Source organism: Planktothrix sp. PLAVEN19ND (assembly GCF_057220675.1).
Window position 1 is genome coordinate 2051240 of record NZ_CM170132.1, and the last position, 15891, is coordinate 2067130.

11 protein-coding genes are annotated in these 15891 nt (G+C 40.6%); 5 read left to right on the forward strand and 6 right to left on the reverse strand.

The window, feature by feature from the left end; genetic code table 11:
• Positions 1-111 precede the first annotated feature (111 nt).
• Positions 112-1563 carry an aromatic ring-hydroxylating dioxygenase subunit alpha gene (locus AC2D3N_RS08660; protein WP_484693370.1) on the reverse strand — a complete coding sequence of 484 codons (1452 nt, stop codon included), beginning with the start codon at positions 1561-1563 and terminating at the stop codon, positions 112-114.
• Positions 1564-1636: 73 nt separating this feature from the next.
• On the opposite strand from AC2D3N_RS08660, the gene AC2D3N_RS08665 reads away from it, so the two are divergent.
• The gene (locus AC2D3N_RS08665) at positions 1637-2617 is read left to right on the forward strand and encodes an aldo/keto reductase (RefSeq protein ID WP_484693371.1); all 981 of its coding nucleotides are present in this window, start codon (positions 1637-1639) and stop codon (positions 2615-2617) included.
• Positions 2618-2659: 42 nt separating this feature from the next.
• On the opposite strand, the gene AC2D3N_RS08670 is transcribed toward AC2D3N_RS08665, so the two are convergent.
• Positions 2660-2878 carry a hypothetical protein gene (locus tag AC2D3N_RS08670; RefSeq protein ID WP_079677470.1) on the reverse strand — a complete coding sequence of 73 codons (219 nt, stop codon included), beginning with the start codon at positions 2876-2878 and terminating at the stop codon, positions 2660-2662.
• Positions 2879-2953: 75 nt separating this feature from the next.
• Positions 2954-4021: a hypothetical protein gene (locus AC2D3N_RS08675; RefSeq protein ID WP_484693372.1), complete on the reverse strand. Its 1068-nt coding sequence runs from the start codon at positions 4019-4021 to the stop codon at positions 2954-2956.
• A 456-nt stretch (positions 4022-4477) separates the two neighbouring features.
• Between AC2D3N_RS08675 and glyQ the strand changes: the two genes are divergently transcribed.
• Positions 4478-5359, forward strand: a complete 882-nt coding sequence (gene glyQ / locus AC2D3N_RS08680; protein ID WP_484693373.1) for a glycine--tRNA ligase subunit alpha — start codon at positions 4478-4480, stop codon at positions 5357-5359.
• Positions 5360-5468: 109 nt separating this feature from the next.
• Here the strand turns inward: glyQ and dnaX are convergent, their stop codons facing one another.
• On the reverse strand, positions 5469-8753 hold the full coding sequence (dnaX, locus tag AC2D3N_RS08685; protein ID WP_484693374.1) for a DNA polymerase III subunit gamma/tau: 3285 nt from the start codon (positions 8751-8753) through the stop codon (positions 5469-5471).
• Between the two features lie 463 nt (positions 8754-9216).
• Here dnaX and AC2D3N_RS08690 point away from each other — a divergent pair, with 463 nt between their 5' ends.
• Positions 9217-10086: a hypothetical protein gene (locus AC2D3N_RS08690; RefSeq protein ID WP_484693375.1), complete on the forward strand. Its 870-nt coding sequence runs from the start codon at positions 9217-9219 to the stop codon at positions 10084-10086.
• A 1-nt stretch (position 10087) separates the two neighbouring features.
• Here AC2D3N_RS08690 and AC2D3N_RS08695 read toward each other — a convergent pair whose 3' ends face one another.
• A complete protein-coding gene (locus AC2D3N_RS08695; RefSeq protein ID WP_484693376.1) occupies positions 10088-10828 on the reverse strand; it encodes a phycocyanobilin:ferredoxin oxidoreductase in 741 nt (246 codons plus the stop codon).
• Positions 10829-10918: 90 nt separating this feature from the next.
• Here AC2D3N_RS08695 and AC2D3N_RS08700 point away from each other — a divergent pair, with 90 nt between their 5' ends.
• Both AC2D3N_RS08700 and AC2D3N_RS08705 read left to right on the forward strand, forming a co-directional pair.
• Complete coding sequence (locus AC2D3N_RS08700) at positions 10919-11113, forward strand: Sec-independent protein translocase subunit TatA/TatB (protein WP_079677476.1); 195 nt, start codon at positions 10919-10921, stop codon at positions 11111-11113.
• A gap of 607 nt (positions 11114-11720) precedes the next feature.
• Positions 11721-12734, forward strand: coding sequence for an IS701 family transposase (locus tag AC2D3N_RS08705; protein ID WP_484691139.1), 1014 nt, complete (start codon positions 11721-11723; stop codon positions 12732-12734).
• Between the two features lie 220 nt (positions 12735-12954).
• Here the strand turns inward: AC2D3N_RS08705 and cphA are convergent, their stop codons facing one another.
• Positions 12955-15660 carry a cyanophycin synthetase gene (gene cphA, locus AC2D3N_RS08710; RefSeq protein ID WP_484693377.1) on the reverse strand — a complete coding sequence of 902 codons (2706 nt, stop codon included), beginning with the start codon at positions 15658-15660 and terminating at the stop codon, positions 12955-12957.
• Positions 15661-15891 lie beyond the last annotated feature (231 nt).

A 15891-nucleotide genomic window follows, 5' to 3' on the forward strand; every position in this document is an offset into this window, starting at 1 on the left:
CCTTTTAGAACTTATCTAAAATCCGTAAATATAGACGACCAATCATTAAAAAGATGTGACAAAACCCGCCTGAACGGGTTAATTTTATGGTTCTATCAACCGCTAATACAATTAATCATTATGAGCGTGTTCAAACTCATAAATATAGAATAAACGACTGAATTTTTTCAAGAAATATCCAGAGGTAGCAAAAGCGATCGCACATCCCAATAATACCCAAAATCCGATAGGAGGCATTGCCATTAACTGATGAACCGTTCGAGCATCAACCATAACTGCTAACCCAAAACAAAGGATAGCAGCGATATTAGAAAAAACCGTTAATCGGTTAATATTTTTCAGCGCATTTTGACACACTTGACAGTTTTGGGTGTGCATTGTCCAAACATCAAATAGTTGTTGTTTATTTAAGTCTGCGGGGGGAAGATTTGGATTACAGTTTTCTGACCAAGGAATACCACCTCCCGCCCGTTTTTCTAACCATTGACGGAACGTAATCACCATTTTATCTTGGGGATTCGGTGTAAAAACTTCCTCTAACCAACGTTTATCTTTGCGTTTAGCTAAAGTTTTTTCCTGGTGGTGCAAAAACACTAAATCTTGGTGCATAAACGACGAAGCCAAGACATGATTTAACCAAGTGGGCATAGACAAGGCAAAGAATCCTAACCCGGCAGGTTTTTTACCTTGTTTACCTTTAATTAAAACCTGACAGCCAAAGTTACGACACCACCCCGGACGAGTGGGAGTTGCATACAACGCCAAGATCATTTTTCCTCCATCTATATTGGTAACAGAAATTCTCTGATGACAGGGAGGTTGAAAATCATGAACCGCCTCTAAAATATTGGGTTCCGTCGGTGTAATTTCAAAAGCAAATCCGTCTTGAGTTGATATTTTTCGCCGGGAAATCATGTCATAATATTTGGCATCTTTGTAGCGATTCCCAACAATTCCATGATGGGAAACGGGAACATGGGCGGGGTCGGAAACATTCTCCATAAAGAAATCCCAACCGTAGGGAATATCACGAAAACCCCAAGGTAACTTGACAATTTGATCGGAATTTTCCTCTAATTCAGGAACTAGACGGGGGGGTCTTAACTGACTCTCCTGTTGCGCTTGGGAACCAGATTCTCCCCAAACCCATAATAAACCCTGACGTTCTTGGGTGGGATAAACAACGGCGCAGGATTTGGGGTTGGAACAATGTTTAGCCTCCGTTTCTGCATCTTGAGATTGGGGAATGCTAACACAATGTCCCTGACTATTGAACCGCCAAGCATGATAGGCGCATAAAAGTGTGCCATCGGACTCGACTCGACCTTCGGACAAGGGGACAAGGCGATGGGGACAAGCATCGGCAAAACACCGCCATTGACCTGAACCATCCCGCCATAGGACAATATCTTCACCTAACAATTGCATGGCATGGGGACGGGTGGGGTCAAGAAACTCGACCACGGCGACGGGATACCACTGTTTTGTCCATTGAAATTGTTCGGTTTCGGTTTGAGGGCTTTCTGTTAATCTGGGGTTCAGGTCTTGTTGTAGGGAGGTCATAAATTTTCTGTTGGTTGAACTGAAATAGCCTAACTCCTCTTAATATAAACATTATTTAGAAAAATTAAAACCAATGGAAAGCCGTCAAAAATTAGATCTTCCTGCGATGGGATGCGGAACTTGGGCCTGGGGAAATCGCCTCCTATGGGGTTATGATCCCAGTATGGATACACAATTACAACAAGTATTTAATTTGTGTGTTAGTCAGGGTGTCACCTTATTTGATACGGGAGATTCCTATGGGACAGGAAAATTAAATGGACGCAGTGAATCGCTTTTAGGACAGTTTTCTCAAGAATATCAAGGAATTAATCAAGAGCAAATTTGTATCGCCACAAAATTAGCCCCCTATCCTTGGAGATTAACTCGTAAATCGATGATTCATGCCTGTGAAAATTCAGCCCAACGGTTAGGAAAAAATGTCGATTTAGTTCAGATGCACTGGTCTACAGCTAATTACGCACCTTGGCAAGAAGGGAATTTATTAGAGGGTTTGGGGGATTTATATGAACAGGGATTAGTTAAAGGAATTGGCTTATCTAATTATGGGCCGAAACGCTTAAAAAAAGTTTATCAAAAATTTGCAGATCGGGGGATTCCGATTTCAACTTTACAGGTACAATATTCTTTATTATCGACCTATCCAGTCACGGAATTAGGGTTAAAAGAGGTTTGTGATGAATTAGGAATTAAATTAATTGCCTATAGTCCGTTAGGGTTAGGATTATTAACGGGGAAATTCTCGGAAAATACTCCTTTACCTAAAGGCATTCGCGGGGGATTATTTAAAAAATTATTACCGGGAATTCAACCCATTTTTGCTAGTCTGAAAGAAATTGCAGAATTTCGCTCTAAAACCTTAACCCAAGTTGCTTTAAATTGGTGTATTTGTAAAGGGACAATTCCAATTCCTGGGGCAAAAAACCTAGAGCAAGCACAAGATAATTTAGGGGCGTTAGGGTGGTATTTGGACTCAGGAGAAGTTGCAGCGTTAGATAATGCTGTAATGCGTTCTAATCAACAAATGGTACAGAATATTTTCCAGACTTCTTAGTGTTTATAAATTTTATCATTAATCATAGCCAACTGTGAACAGTTAGCAATCATTACCTGTTTCTTCTCGTCGTTCTTGAATGAACTCATCAACTAAATTACCTTCAGGGTATTGAGATTTTAAAATCTCTCGTGATTTTTCTTCTAGGCGTTGGGTTTCGGCTTCTTTTGCAAGTTCTAGCAACACTATCCGTTTTTGTTCTAGTGGTAATTGTTGGATCAGATCAATAATTTGTTCTATTGTTACAGTTAAGGTGGGCATAAGGATTGTTCTGAAAGATTAAATCAAGATAGAGAATATTAGAATAATATGATATTTTTGAGTATAACACAAATATTATCTAACAGACCAATCCTCTAAAGCCATCTGGATTATACTATCTACTGAAGTAAAATCAGAAGCATCAACTGGTCTTAGCTTTTGACGAGATTTCATATATTTTCGATAATTGATATAATAATCTTGGAAACTCTTATAAACTTCATTAATTTCTGTTGTTCTTAAAGGATAATTTAAGTAACAAGGATCATTTCTATAACAACGAGTATAAAAATCTTCAATTTTTTCAACATTGGTATAATCATCAGTACATATTCTAATTCTATCTACTCTTTTAACATTCTTAGTCACCATTGAAAAGATAGTAGGTAAATAAACATATAATGATAATTTATCTTTTGGATCTGTTTGTTCGGCGGGATCATACATAAAAGATATGCAAGTTTTATCAGTTAATAACTCACCCTTTTTATTGAATTTTGCAAAAATCATTTCTTTTGAAGAATAATTATATTGAGTCTCTAAACTTAGATCAGGACTATAAGATAGTATTTTTTGAATGATTAATAAAATCCTTTCTCTAATTTCTGGTTTGTCTAACAAATATCCCTGAATAAAGGAAGGTAAAGACTCAAATAATGAATCTTCTATGATTTCAATTGGAATTTTTGATAAAATTCTATTGTCAAGTTTTTTTAAAAGCAAAAAATATTCTCCATTGTCGTATTGTTTGACTTCATGGGTTAATAATAAGCAATCAGGAATCATTTTTTGAGCATAATCAATGGTTGAACTATTGAAATGTGAAGCGATCGCAATTAAAAGAAATTTTTTACTAAAATCTACTCGTTCAAAATTAGGATCTTGATGAGATTCTTTTCTGAAAAAATCTTGATATCTTAATAGTTGATCTATACTCCCTTTTCCTTCTCCTTTTTTAAGCTCTAATATTGCCAGTCTACCTTCTGGGTTAACTCCTAATATATCAGAACGATTTTGTTTATTAATAAAATATTGTTTTTTAACTGGATCTAAACTAAGCAAAGGTTTAAGATGTAACCAGATAAATTCTTCGAGTAATGCTTCAGACTTGAGCAAAAATTTTCCCTTAGACTGTCTTAACATGATTTTTATAAAAATAACCTATTTTATTATCAACCAAACTTGAAACTAACGCTATATTAATATCCCATTAATTTGTAGGGGCGGGTTTCCCTAGGGTTTTTGACATCCTACTGTTAATCTTTGTAAACCCGCCCTCTCTCCTTTTTTCGAGGATTAAAGAAAAGGGCGGGTTTATTTAGATTAAGGATGGTATTTTAATATTTTTGTAGAACCCGCCCCTACAGATTTATGTAAAAATATTAGAGAAAACAAATTGTGTTAGAATAGAATCAGAATAATGATAGGAAATTAACAATAAATGGAAAATACTGGGGTATTAGATGCGGTGATGGGGGGAATAGCGATCGCAATTTTAATTGGAGGATTAGTAATGCTATTTAAAGGCATTTCATCCATGCCCAAAAATTAATGGTAAAATTGATTAACGTAAAAACAATTAGATCAGAATTACATCCCGTGAATTTTCAATCAATTATTGCTACATTGAATCAATTTTGGAGCGATCGCGGCTGCTTGATTGCCCAATCCTATGATACCGAAAAAGGGGCGGGAACCATGAACCCCCATACCTTTTTACGCGCCATTGGCCCGGAACCCTGGTCGGTCGCCTATGTCGAACCCTGTCGCCGTCCCACCGATGGCCGTTATGGAGAAAACCCCAACCGTTTTCAGCATTATTATCAATATCAAGTGTTAATTAAACCCTCTCCTAATAATATCCAAGAGGTTTATTTAGACTCCTTGAGACTGTTAGGAATTAATCCCGAAGATCATGATATTCGCTTTGTAGAAGATAACTGGGAATCTCCTACTTTGGGTGCTTGGGGTGTGGGTTGGGAAGTTTGGTTAGATGGGATGGAAATTACCCAATTTACCTATTTTCAACAATGCGGAAGTATTGATTGTCGTCCCGTCTCTATCGAAATTACCTATGGTTTAGAACGTCTAGCCATGTATCTACAAAATGTGGATGCCATGACTAAAATTTCCTGGACTGATAGGATTAATTATGGGGATGTTCACCTCCAGGGAGAAATAGAACAATGTACCTATAATTTTGAAGCCTCCAACCCGGAATTTTTGTTTACTTTGTTTGGACTTTATGAACAAGAAGCGGAGCAATTAATCGAAAAAGGATTGGTTTTACCGAGTTTAGATTATGTTCTCAAATGTTCCCATAGTTTCAATTTATTGGATGCTAGGGGAGTCATTGCTGTGACAGAAAGAACCCGTTATATTGGTCGAATTCGGAATTTAGCTAGACGGGTCGCCCAACGCTATTTAGAACAGCGAGAACAGTTAGGTTTTCCCTTAGAAAAAACCTCCCTAGCTAGATAAACAAGTCGGGTGCGTAAGCTCCACACACGCACCACTCTCCTTAACAATATAGCAGTTTTTCATACTCTGAAATACCCGGTATTTTTGAAGAAATTACAAAGACCCGAAATCAAAAATCATCATCATTGTCTTCATCCAGATCATCGGTTTCTATAAAGTTCTCATTTTCATTGATTTCAATAGAATCAGCTTTTTTGTCTAATAAAGTAGCGGTTTTAGATGTGGGTTTTTCTTCTAATTCAATCATTTTTCCTTGAAAGAAATCGACTAGTTTTTGAGAGGCGATCGCTAACGCCTGAGTATCTGCTTGTTCAGGACTTATCGGAAGTGTTTCTACTGTTTCAATCGGTTTAAATGAATAATTATTAATCGTTTCGATTTGATTCTGTTTATTAATATTCTGATCTGGAGATTCAGAAATTTGTTGTTCTTCTTGAGTATTAATTACAGGAGGTTGTACAACTTCAGGAGAAGAAACCGTAGGATTATTAACGGGAGGATAGGAGGGAGAAGGAGGATTAACTTCTTGAATTTGATTGACAGAATTTCCGCCTCTACTATCAAAATTAATTTTAACGAAATTACCGAAAACCTGCTGAAAGGCTTTTTCTAAACTGGATAATTTTTGTTTAGTTTGTGCCATTTTTAACAGAGGTTCAGATTTCATTTTAATATATGCAACTTCCGAATTAAACTGAATTAAACGCCCGTGTTGTCGAAAGAAAGATTGTGTTCCTGGGAGTTCAATACAAGCTAATACCTTTTGCCAAATTTGATCTAAATTACCATCAGTAACAATAGGTGGTTCTGCGGGAGTTGCGGGAATTTCTGCTTTAACTTGGGGTTGAGGTTCTGGGGTATAGGTAGGTTGAGAAACTGGAGAATTAACTGGGTTTGGTGGCGGGTTTGAAGGTTCTGAACGTTGCACAAAGGGAATGGTTTCGGGTTGAGGTTGAACCATTCTTTGAGGAGTTTGGGTAACAGTAACCGTTTGAGTAATAACAGATTTTTGTAACGCTGCTGGAAGTAACCCTAATAAGATAATTTCTAGCCATAAACGCGGTTGAGTTGAATGTTTGATTTGAGCTTCACTTTCGCGTAAATGTTTCTGACCTGCTAATATAATTGTACTATCCCAACGGTGGGAAAATTGACACAGTTGTTCCCAAGTCGGTTGGGTTAAAGCGACTAAATCAGAACGAGTTGATGCGGTTTTAGCAATTAATAAATCTCGATAAAATCCGGCTAAATTTTGCAGAACAATTAAAGGTTCCCGTCCTCGGTTTAAGAGGTTACGAATACAGTCTAAAATAATAGCCGTATCCCCGGAATCAATGGCTTCTAATAAACTGATTAAGTCCCGTTCAGGAACTGCCCCCACTAAATCCCAGACTTTTTCAACAGTAATTTCACCGGATAATAAACTGAGTTGATCCAGCAAACTTTCGGCATCTCTTAACCCCCCTTGGGCAATTTGAGCCACCATAAAAACCGCATCATCAGCAATATTAATATTTTCCTGTTGAGCAATATATTTTAAATGTTTGATCATTGAATCTAGGGGGATTCGTCGAAAATCAAACCGTTGACATCGAGAAATAATAGTAGGTAAAACCCGTTGGGGGTCAGTGGTTGCTAATACAAATACAACTCGATCTGGAGGTTCTTCTAAGGTTTTTAAGAGGGCATTAAACGCTGCCGTACTTAACATATGACAGTTATGAACTAAAAGTCCATTAGCGACAAAATTATGATGATCTTCTACTTCAATATCATAAACTTTAGCGATTTCTCCGGCTTGAACAGATACGACTGTTTCTAAACTTGTATTCCATTGATGGGATTGAATACTGTTCAAAGTCTGACAGCCATTTTCTGGTGACTTCAGCACCCAAGGCGATCCGGTAGTAGAGTTTACCTGACTTTGCTTTTGTATAGGATTGTACTGTGGCTGGATATCCTTTTGTGGTGAGCCAATTGGCAATGATTTGATTTTCTTCGCCGGAGTATCCTTCAGTACAAAAGTTAATTCTAGGGCTTCCGTGTGGGCTAAGGATGAGTGTTCCATCATCCATGTACCACCAGGCAAGTCCTTCTGAATTAATCCGGTTAAGCCAGTCAACAGAAACGATTTTTTTGTTGTTATTTGGTTTAACAACGTTAAAGACTTCTTGGAGTTGGATATGGCAAGCGGTATGACAACAGATGGATAGGTTTCCATACCCTTGATTTGGGGTAATTCGTAATTTAGGTCGTAAGTCTGACAATTGAGATGCTTTGTATTCCATCCATTCTTTTTGCTTGTCTCCATGTGTCCAAGCCAATCGGGGAAATCGGCTATTTTTGTTAGGATAGGTGATGGAACCGTCTCCGAGTAAAGTTCCATAGATAAGCCCAAGTTGATCGATTGACAAAACTGTGGACTTAGCCAAGAAATGTTCGGTTCTTTTATCCCAAATTCCGTGTCCTTTTCTGTAAGGATGTTTTTCCCAGTGAGTTTGAATACTTTGAATTCCTCTACCTTTTTGTTGAAGAAATTGGGGCACATCCAGTTTTTCTCCACACCCACAGGCACAGAAAGGTTGAATAACTTCAGCTTGTTCCATGATGACATCCAAGTTATAGGATTTTTTGCCATAGGCATTTCCATAAAATTGATGTCCTCTGGAAAATCTTCGGATTTTTCCATCAGTCCCCCATTTGTAAATGAAGGTTCCACACCCACATTCACAGGGGATAAGATCTTCATTCCTTCTCTGACGTTTTTGGCTTCTATCCATCCTGTTTCTGTTCTTAATAAATGATTATCTGTGCATCTAATTTCGTAATTTTTTGTTTTAATAACAAGGGTAGAACGTTCTCCTTGATCTAACCATCGAAGAACTTTTTTATATTCCCACATTCCTTTATCTTCGTTATAACTTAAAACTTCTTTTCCTTTCAATTGGGGATTATCAATTCGGATGAGTCCTTGACGGGTCTGAACTAAACTATCTCCAGTTAAACATTCATCTATAACATATACTTTATACCGACATTGAACCGGGGCAAATTGCGATCGCTCAATTAATTCTCGAATATTATCAACCCCGGTATTACTAGCCGCGTCAATTTCAATCACATCCAAGGTTGAGCCATTGGTAATCCCTTTACAAATATCACAAACCCCGCAAGGAGTGGCCGTGGGAGTGGAATTGGCCGAACAATTCAGAGATTTGGCCAAAATTCTGGCGCTTGAAGTTTTGCCCGTTCCCCTTGGCCCGGTAAACAGGTAAGCCGGGGCGATGCGTTGAGACTCGATCGCATTCGTGAGGGTGGTAGCGATCGCCTCTTGTCCAACCAAATGGGCAAAGGTTTGGGGACGGTATTTGTGGTGTAGGGGTTCGTAACTCACAACGCAATACTAAAATCAAGGGAATAGGAAACATTCTTAGCTAGAATAGCAGTAGAGTAGAAGCATAAACCTGGCTTGCAGTGTAACATAAAAACTTCAGGGTTCTAGTAAGGTATAAAGGGAACTATCCCATCTCTTGTTTAGTGAGTTTTTACTAAATCCTAGGCAATGGAATGGAATCTTTGATAACTTGGAGTTAAATAATTTGATCATGACAATATCAAGGGTTTATTTTAGTTTCTTTTAATAGCTTTACCAGAAATTTATCAACCTGAAAGCCATGAAATTTATGAATAACATTGAAGGAGAAAAAACGAGCAATTAAAATAAATTCAATCAGATCGTTAGAAGACTACAGATGTACTATTGTCCTACTGTTTTCATTTTAACATATCTTGGATCGGTTAAAACAGTTTTACTCCAAATTACGAAAGTTGAGTCTACAGTTTAGTGATTATAACTTATGTCTAATCAAATTATTCTAGTTCAGCCTTTGCTGGCAGCAAAGCCCCCAAAACCTCCGGCTAAAAGTCCCCAACTGGGTACGGATATAATCTGGATGGGGGCGACGGGTGTTTTGTTTGTTTTACTATTAGGAAGTATGATTTTTTTCAAAATCAAAACCAAGGCTTTAACTAAACAGGTAAACACAGAAATATTTAGGAATAAAGAGCTACAGAAAAAATATAAATTGGCGGTGGGAACGATTGCCAAAATGGAGAAAAATCCCGACTTAATTCACTCCCGGGAATTTAACTTAGATTACTTGAGAATGCGGATGGCGGAGGATGTTTTCCACTATGCCATTATTGTTCAAATTAAGATGAAAGTTAAACAACAAATTTCCATCGCCCTCCGCCCGACTCAAACGGCCGTGGGAGAACAAAGCACCGCCGGAACAGCCCGTCAAGTGGATTCCATCTTTGATGTCGAATATGAAACCGGAATTGCTGGAGACTCGAAAAAACGGGTATTATTTCGGATTCAAGTGCGACTGATGAAGTTACCCACCCAATCGACATCTACTACCATTAATGAAATTATTGATTGTTTAGAAACCTATTTAAGTCCTAGTGATGAACATGATAATTGGCAACCCACGATTCAAGGGCGGATTGTTCATATTGAATGGGATCAAAAAGCCAAACCCACGCCTCTGCTAGTCTTAGAACAATCGAATGAAGGAGTAAATGTGACCTTCCGTACTACTCGACCGGCGGGGATTAAATCATCACCCCATGACACTCCCGTTGAAGAAACAAATCAAAGTAAAACTCCAGGTAAAACTCAACGAAAAAAAAGCAGTAAATCAGAATCTGGTAAATCCACTTAAGTTAGCTTTTAGCCAGATCAAATAGAACCGTTGTCATATAGTTATTAGCCCATTCTTCACCAAAGGCTTTTTCTAGGACACGGCGAGTTTTATCATTTTGTTGTTGTTGAGTACAATACCGTTCTTGACCAGCAATAATTTCTAATTTCTGTTCCTCGGAAATCGGGTTTTGAGCGATCGCATATTCACAATGAACTTTCAAATATTGGGTCACAATTTGCAAAAATTGAGTTTCTTCTTCCGGTGTTGTTGGTCGAATAAATAAACAAAATTCCGAAAAAATATCTCCCCAAGTGGGAATTTCCCGGGGTTGGGAAAACTTTTGTTGGGGTTGGGGTTGTAATTGCTGTTGATAGGGTAACGGTAAACTCCGATCCAAATGGGTTGGGGATAAATCCACAATGGCGGCACTAATTTGGCCCCGTCCCCCCACTAAATCCGCCCCAAACATGGGGATATCATATTCCACCCTGGGAAACATCACGCAATGGAGAATATCCAGGTTTTGGCCAACTTTTGCCAATTCTAAATGGAGTTTACGAAAGTGTTGGGTTTGATAGCATTTATTTTCAATGATCAGCTTTTCCCCTTCTAAGCGTCCCTCCACATATCCTAAATCCTCTGGTAAATGGTAGGGTTGCAAATCCAGATATTGATGCCAACTGGCCTCAATTTGGGTAGCGAGTTGGCGGATGAGGGAATGCTGTTGTTCTCGAATTGAGGGGGGAGAAGTGTTCATCATGGAAGTATTTTAATCGTTTCGGACTTATATTTTAAAATATCAGTTTAGGATAAACATTAACTCATCCCTTTAGAAAAGTAGCTTAAAATTATGTTTGGTTTAGGTTGGCCGGAAATTGCAATTATTTTAGTGGTGGCGGTGTTAATTTTTGGCCCTAAAAAAATTCCTGAAATTGGGAAAAGTTTAGGCCAAAGTCTCAAAGGCTTTAAAGATGGACTCTCCAGTCCTCCAGAGGCTTCTGATTCAGTCCCCTCCGAAACGGAACAGAATTCCCACAAGTCCTAATTGCTTCCAACCCCGTAGGGGCGGGTTCCTTACTCATATCTGTTTCTAACAACTGATCATTATAAACCCTCGCCCAACCCCAGATATTTCTGATTCTGTCTCCTCTGAGACAGAAAAGAATTCCCACAAGTCCTAATGTATCCCAACCCCGTAGGGGCGGGTTCCGTACTAATATCCATTTCCAACAACTGATTATTATAAACCCGCCCAACCCCACAATAATACTGAATTAATCGTTGATTTATGGGTAATCGGGGCAGGTTTTGGTCGGTTGTTTGTGGGTAGTGGGTAGTAATCGGGGCGGGTTTTGGTCGGTTGTTTGTGGGTAGTGGGTAGTAATCGGGGCGGGTTTTGGTCGGTTGTTTGTGGGTAGTGGGTAGTAATCGGGGCGGGTTTTGGTCGGTTGTTTGTGGGTAGCAAAGGTTAACTCGAACAGGACTTACGCAAGCACACTATATATGGTGTGCGGTAAGCCAGCGAACGCTGCCAATTATTCAAGTATTTGCGCCAGCAATATAAAATTTAGACACAAAAATCATACTGATTGACAGATATTTAACAGTCAATATTTATGCTAAACTGATTAAGTTAACTTGGGGTGAAAAATATGTCGTTTAGCCAATTAGATTACTGCCAGTATCTATTAAGCAGTCCAAACAATTATACTTTAAATAACTTAGCCAACCACTTAGAAAACGTTAGCCATGATACCATAAACCGTTACTTAACCAAAGAAAATTTTACCTCGGAATCTTTGTGGCAAAATGTCAAAAAAGATATCCAAATAAGTGAAAATAGTGCGATCATTTTTGATGATACAGTGCTGGATAAAAGGTTTGGGGAAAAGATTGAATTAGTCCGTCGTCAATATAGCGGAACAGAACATCGTGTACTGTCAGGTATTGGGCTGGTTAACTGTGTTTATGTTAATCCAGAACTAGGTTTATTTTGGGTAATTGATTATCGCATATATCAGCCAGAGTATGATGATAAAACCAAACTAGATCATGTAGCTGATATGTTGAATAATCTGGTGACAGAAAAACAACTCCCCTTCGCAAAAGTCCTGATGGATAGTTGGTATGGGTCACAAAAACTAATGGCAATGATTGACGAATTAGGAAAAATTTATTATTGCCCATTGAAAAAGAATCGTTTAGTAGATGACACAGGAGGAAAAGAAAAATACCAATCAATTGAAAAGTTAAACTGGTCTAATACTGAAGAAAAATCAGGGAAGTTAATCAAAATCAAAAATTTCCCTAAATCTCATAAAGTCAAGCTATTTCGGGTTATTGTTTCTACCAACAGAACGGAATATGTAGCAACTAATGACTTAACTCAAGCATCCACATTGGATACGAAAAAAACCTGTGCTATTCGCTGGAAAATAGAGGAATTTCATCGAGAAATTAAGCAGTTAACAGGGATTGAATCTTGCCAGTGTCGTAAAGCTAGTATTCAAAGAAATCATATTGCTTGTGCCATTTTAGTTTGGAATCAATTGAAAAGATTAGCTCATCTGACTCAGAAAACAGTCTATCAGTTAAAAGCTGAATCTTTGTCAAGTTATTTAATCAAAGAATTGAATTTTCCTTCGATAAAAATGGAACTTGTTTGATTGTTTTGGGTTTATTTTTAAATAAATAATCAGGACTTTTTGGGACGATTGCTATTATCATTGGTATGCGATCGCCTACTTTTGACACTCTATATATAGCGTGCTTGCGTAAGTCCTGTCGAACCCGCCCCTACAGAACCCGCCCCTACAGAACCCGCCCCTACAGAACCCGCCCCTACAGAACCCGCCCCTACAGAACCCGCCCCTACAGAACCCACCCCTAGAGTGTGATAGAAGATTTGATCACCGTCGAGGAATTGAGGCTGGGAGAATGGGAATTGTTATTAGACTCATGGATGGGGTTGCGAACCTCAATTAATTGAATCGCGCGATTCACACTTTCGGGTAAAATCACGACCAACGATCCCGCCCCAGCCCGATCCAAAGCCGTATTCACCGCTTGGGTTTCATTCAAAATCGTTTCATAACGTACCCGAGGGTCAGGGATAGGGCCTAAAATCTGCTGAATCCCTTGGCTAATTAACTGCGCCGCCGAACCCGGTTCTCGGCCGCGGGTATCATCATCCTCCTTGACAATAATCTCATCAAAGATATCCGCCGCCAGTTGACCCAAGGTGACAAAATCCTCGTCTCGGCGATCGCCCGGGCCACCAATCACCCCAATCCGATGCCCCGGCCAATTTTTCACAAATGCCCCTAAAGCCATGTAACTAGCTGGGTTATGGGCATAATCAATCAGGGCGTGATAACTCCCCATATTAAATAAATTCATCCGTCCGGGGGTTTGGGAAGTCGAGGCGATAAAGGTTGACAAACCCGCTCGAATATGCTCTATTTTCACCCCTTGGGCAAAGGCCGCCAAACAGGCCGCCAAAGCATTGGCAATCATAAAGGGGGCCAGACCTTTCATCGTAATTGGAACATTCACCGCCTGTTCAATCCGCAGCGTCCAATCCCCTTTTAAAATCGACAGATAGCCATTTTCATAGACGGCGGCCAATCCCCCGGATTCCGTGTGTTTCAACACAATCTCATTATCGGGATTCATGGTGAAATAGGCGATTTGAGCTTTCACCCGTTCGGCCATTTGTACCACCAATGGATCATCGGCGTTTAGCACCGCATAGCCTTTGGGCATCACCACCTCGGCCACCACGCTTTTCACCTTCGCCATTTGTTCCGGGGTATCAATATCCCCCAATCCCAAATGATCGGCCGACACATTCAGTACCACCCCGACATCACAGGTATCAAAGCCTAACCCCGCCCGCAGGATACCCCCCCGAGCACATTCGAGCACAGCCACCTCCACCATCGGATCTCGCAGAATCAGTTGGGCGCTTTGGGGCCCAGTATTGTCCCCAGGTTCGGCTAAATGCTCCCCTATATAAATCCCGTCGGTGGTGGTATAACCTACCGATAAACCCGTTTGTTTGATGATGTGAGCTAACAAACGGGTAGTCGTGGTTTTCCCATTGGTTCCGGTGACGGCTAAAATCGGGACGCGACTGGGTTGACCGGGGGGAAACAACATATCCATCACCGCCCCCGCCACATTCCGGGGTAAGCCTTCACTGGGGGCGACGTGCATTCGGAACCCTGGGGCGGCGTTGACTTCCACTACCACCCCATCTACTTCCCGTAGCGGTTTAGAAATATCGGGGGTGACCACATCAATTCCGGCAATATCCAAACCGATAATTTTAGCAATCCGAGCAAACAGCCAGACATTATCCGGGTGAACTTCATCGGTGCGGTCAATGGCACTGCCCCCCGTACTGAGGTTAGCCGTAGCCCGCAGAAAACAGACTTCTCCCGGGGGCATAATGGTGTCCAGGGTATGACCTTTTTCCGCAATCATCGATAGCACGGTTTTATCCACCACAATCCGAGTTAGGACATTATCATGGCCATCACCTCGACGGGGATCACGGTTGGTTTTTTCGATTAACTGTTCAATGGTTAATTTGCCATCCCCCACCACATGGGCCGGAACCCTTTCGGCCACGGCCACCATTTTGCCGTTCACCACTAACACCCGATGATCTCGACCGGTATAGAAGCGTTCTAAAATCACACTGCGGGTTTTAGAGGCATTACTGGCTTCCTCGTAGGCCATCACCGCCGTTTCCCATTTGGTAATATCCAGGGTAATCCCGCGGCCATGGTTGCCATCGAGGGGCTTAATGGCAATCGGATAGCCTCCGACTTCCTCAATAGCATCTTGGAGTTCATCCAAATAGCGAATCACCGTCCCCCGCGGCACGGGAACCCCGGCATCCCGGAGAATTTGTTTTGTTCCTTCCTTATCACAGGCGAGTTCTACAGCTAAGACTCCGGTTTGGTTGCTCAGGGTGGCTTGAATCCGTTTTTGATAACAGCCATAGCCAAACTGAATCATAAACCGAGCATTCAGTTGTTGCCAGGGAATATCCCGGGCTTCGGCTTCTTTAATAATGGTTTCTGTACTAGGGCCCAGGGAGGCTTGAGCTTTTAATTCTTTGAGATCTTCAATATCTTGGGCGAGTTCTTCACTGGGATAGGCACCCGTATCGGCAATACTTTGGCACAATCGGACGGCGGCTCGGCCCGCATAACGGCCGGCGTGTTCATTATCATACTCAAAAGCCACCTGAAAAATCCCCTGACTGGAGGTTTCTCGGGTACGGCCAAATGCTACGGGCATTCCGGCTAACTGTTGCAACTCCAGGGCAACGTGTTCAATAATGTGTCCCATTAAAGTTCCCCTTTCTACCCGACTGAGGAACCCCCCTCGGACGCCTGGTGAGCAGTGATGTTCAATTAAACTGGGGAGAACAGAAGTTAAGCCGTTATAGAAGCCTGGAATATCGCAACTATAGCGTTCCGTTAATTCTTCTAAATCCAAACGCATCACAATCAGTTGATGGCGTCGGATACTCCAGTAGTTAGGGCCTCTTAAGGTTTGTATTTTAAGAATTTTCATAGGGGTGTGAGTACATAATGCTCCGAATGGGCCGGGATGATAGTCCGCTTTATTCAATTTCAAGCTAAGGTGACTTGTAAACTGTTTGCAGTGAACAGTTTTTCACAACGATTGCCGTTTTGGAGATCAGAGCAGTGGGGATTTAAAACTTTCGAGACCTGCCCATTTTCCATCGCCCCTAATCGGGGTTCCCCATCTTCAAAATTAGAGGGGAAAACCTTGATCTGAACC

Bases quoted from the DNA above. Each gene is read 5' to 3' on its own strand.
- AC2D3N_RS08660 (WP_484693370.1), bottom strand. From the start codon at position 1,563: ATGACCTCCCTACAACAAGACCTGAACCCCAGATTAACAGAAAGCCCT.
- AC2D3N_RS08665 (WP_484693371.1), top strand. From the start codon at position 1,637: ATGGAAAGCCGTCAAAAATTAGATCTTCCTGCGATGGGATGCGGAACT.
- AC2D3N_RS08670 (WP_079677470.1), bottom strand. From the start codon at position 2,878: ATGCCCACCTTAACTGTAACAATAGAACAAATTATTGATCTGATCCAA.
- AC2D3N_RS08675 (WP_484693372.1), bottom strand. From the start codon at position 4,021: ATGTTAAGACAGTCTAAGGGAAAATTTTTGCTCAAGTCTGAAGCATTA.
- AC2D3N_RS08690 (WP_484693375.1), top strand. From the start codon at position 9,217: ATGTCTAATCAAATTATTCTAGTTCAGCCTTTGCTGGCAGCAAAGCCC.
- AC2D3N_RS08695 (WP_484693376.1), bottom strand. From the start codon at position 10,828: ATGATGAACACTTCTCCCCCCTCAATTCGAGAACAACAGCATTCCCTC.
- AC2D3N_RS08700 (WP_079677476.1), top strand. From the start codon at position 10,919: ATGTTTGGTTTAGGTTGGCCGGAAATTGCAATTATTTTAGTGGTGGCG.
- AC2D3N_RS08705 (WP_484691139.1), top strand. From the start codon at position 11,721: ATGTCGTTTAGCCAATTAGATTACTGCCAGTATCTATTAAGCAGTCCA.
- cphA (WP_484693377.1), bottom strand. From the start codon at position 15,660: ATGAAAATTCTTAAAATACAAACCTTAAGAGGCCCTAACTACTGGAGT.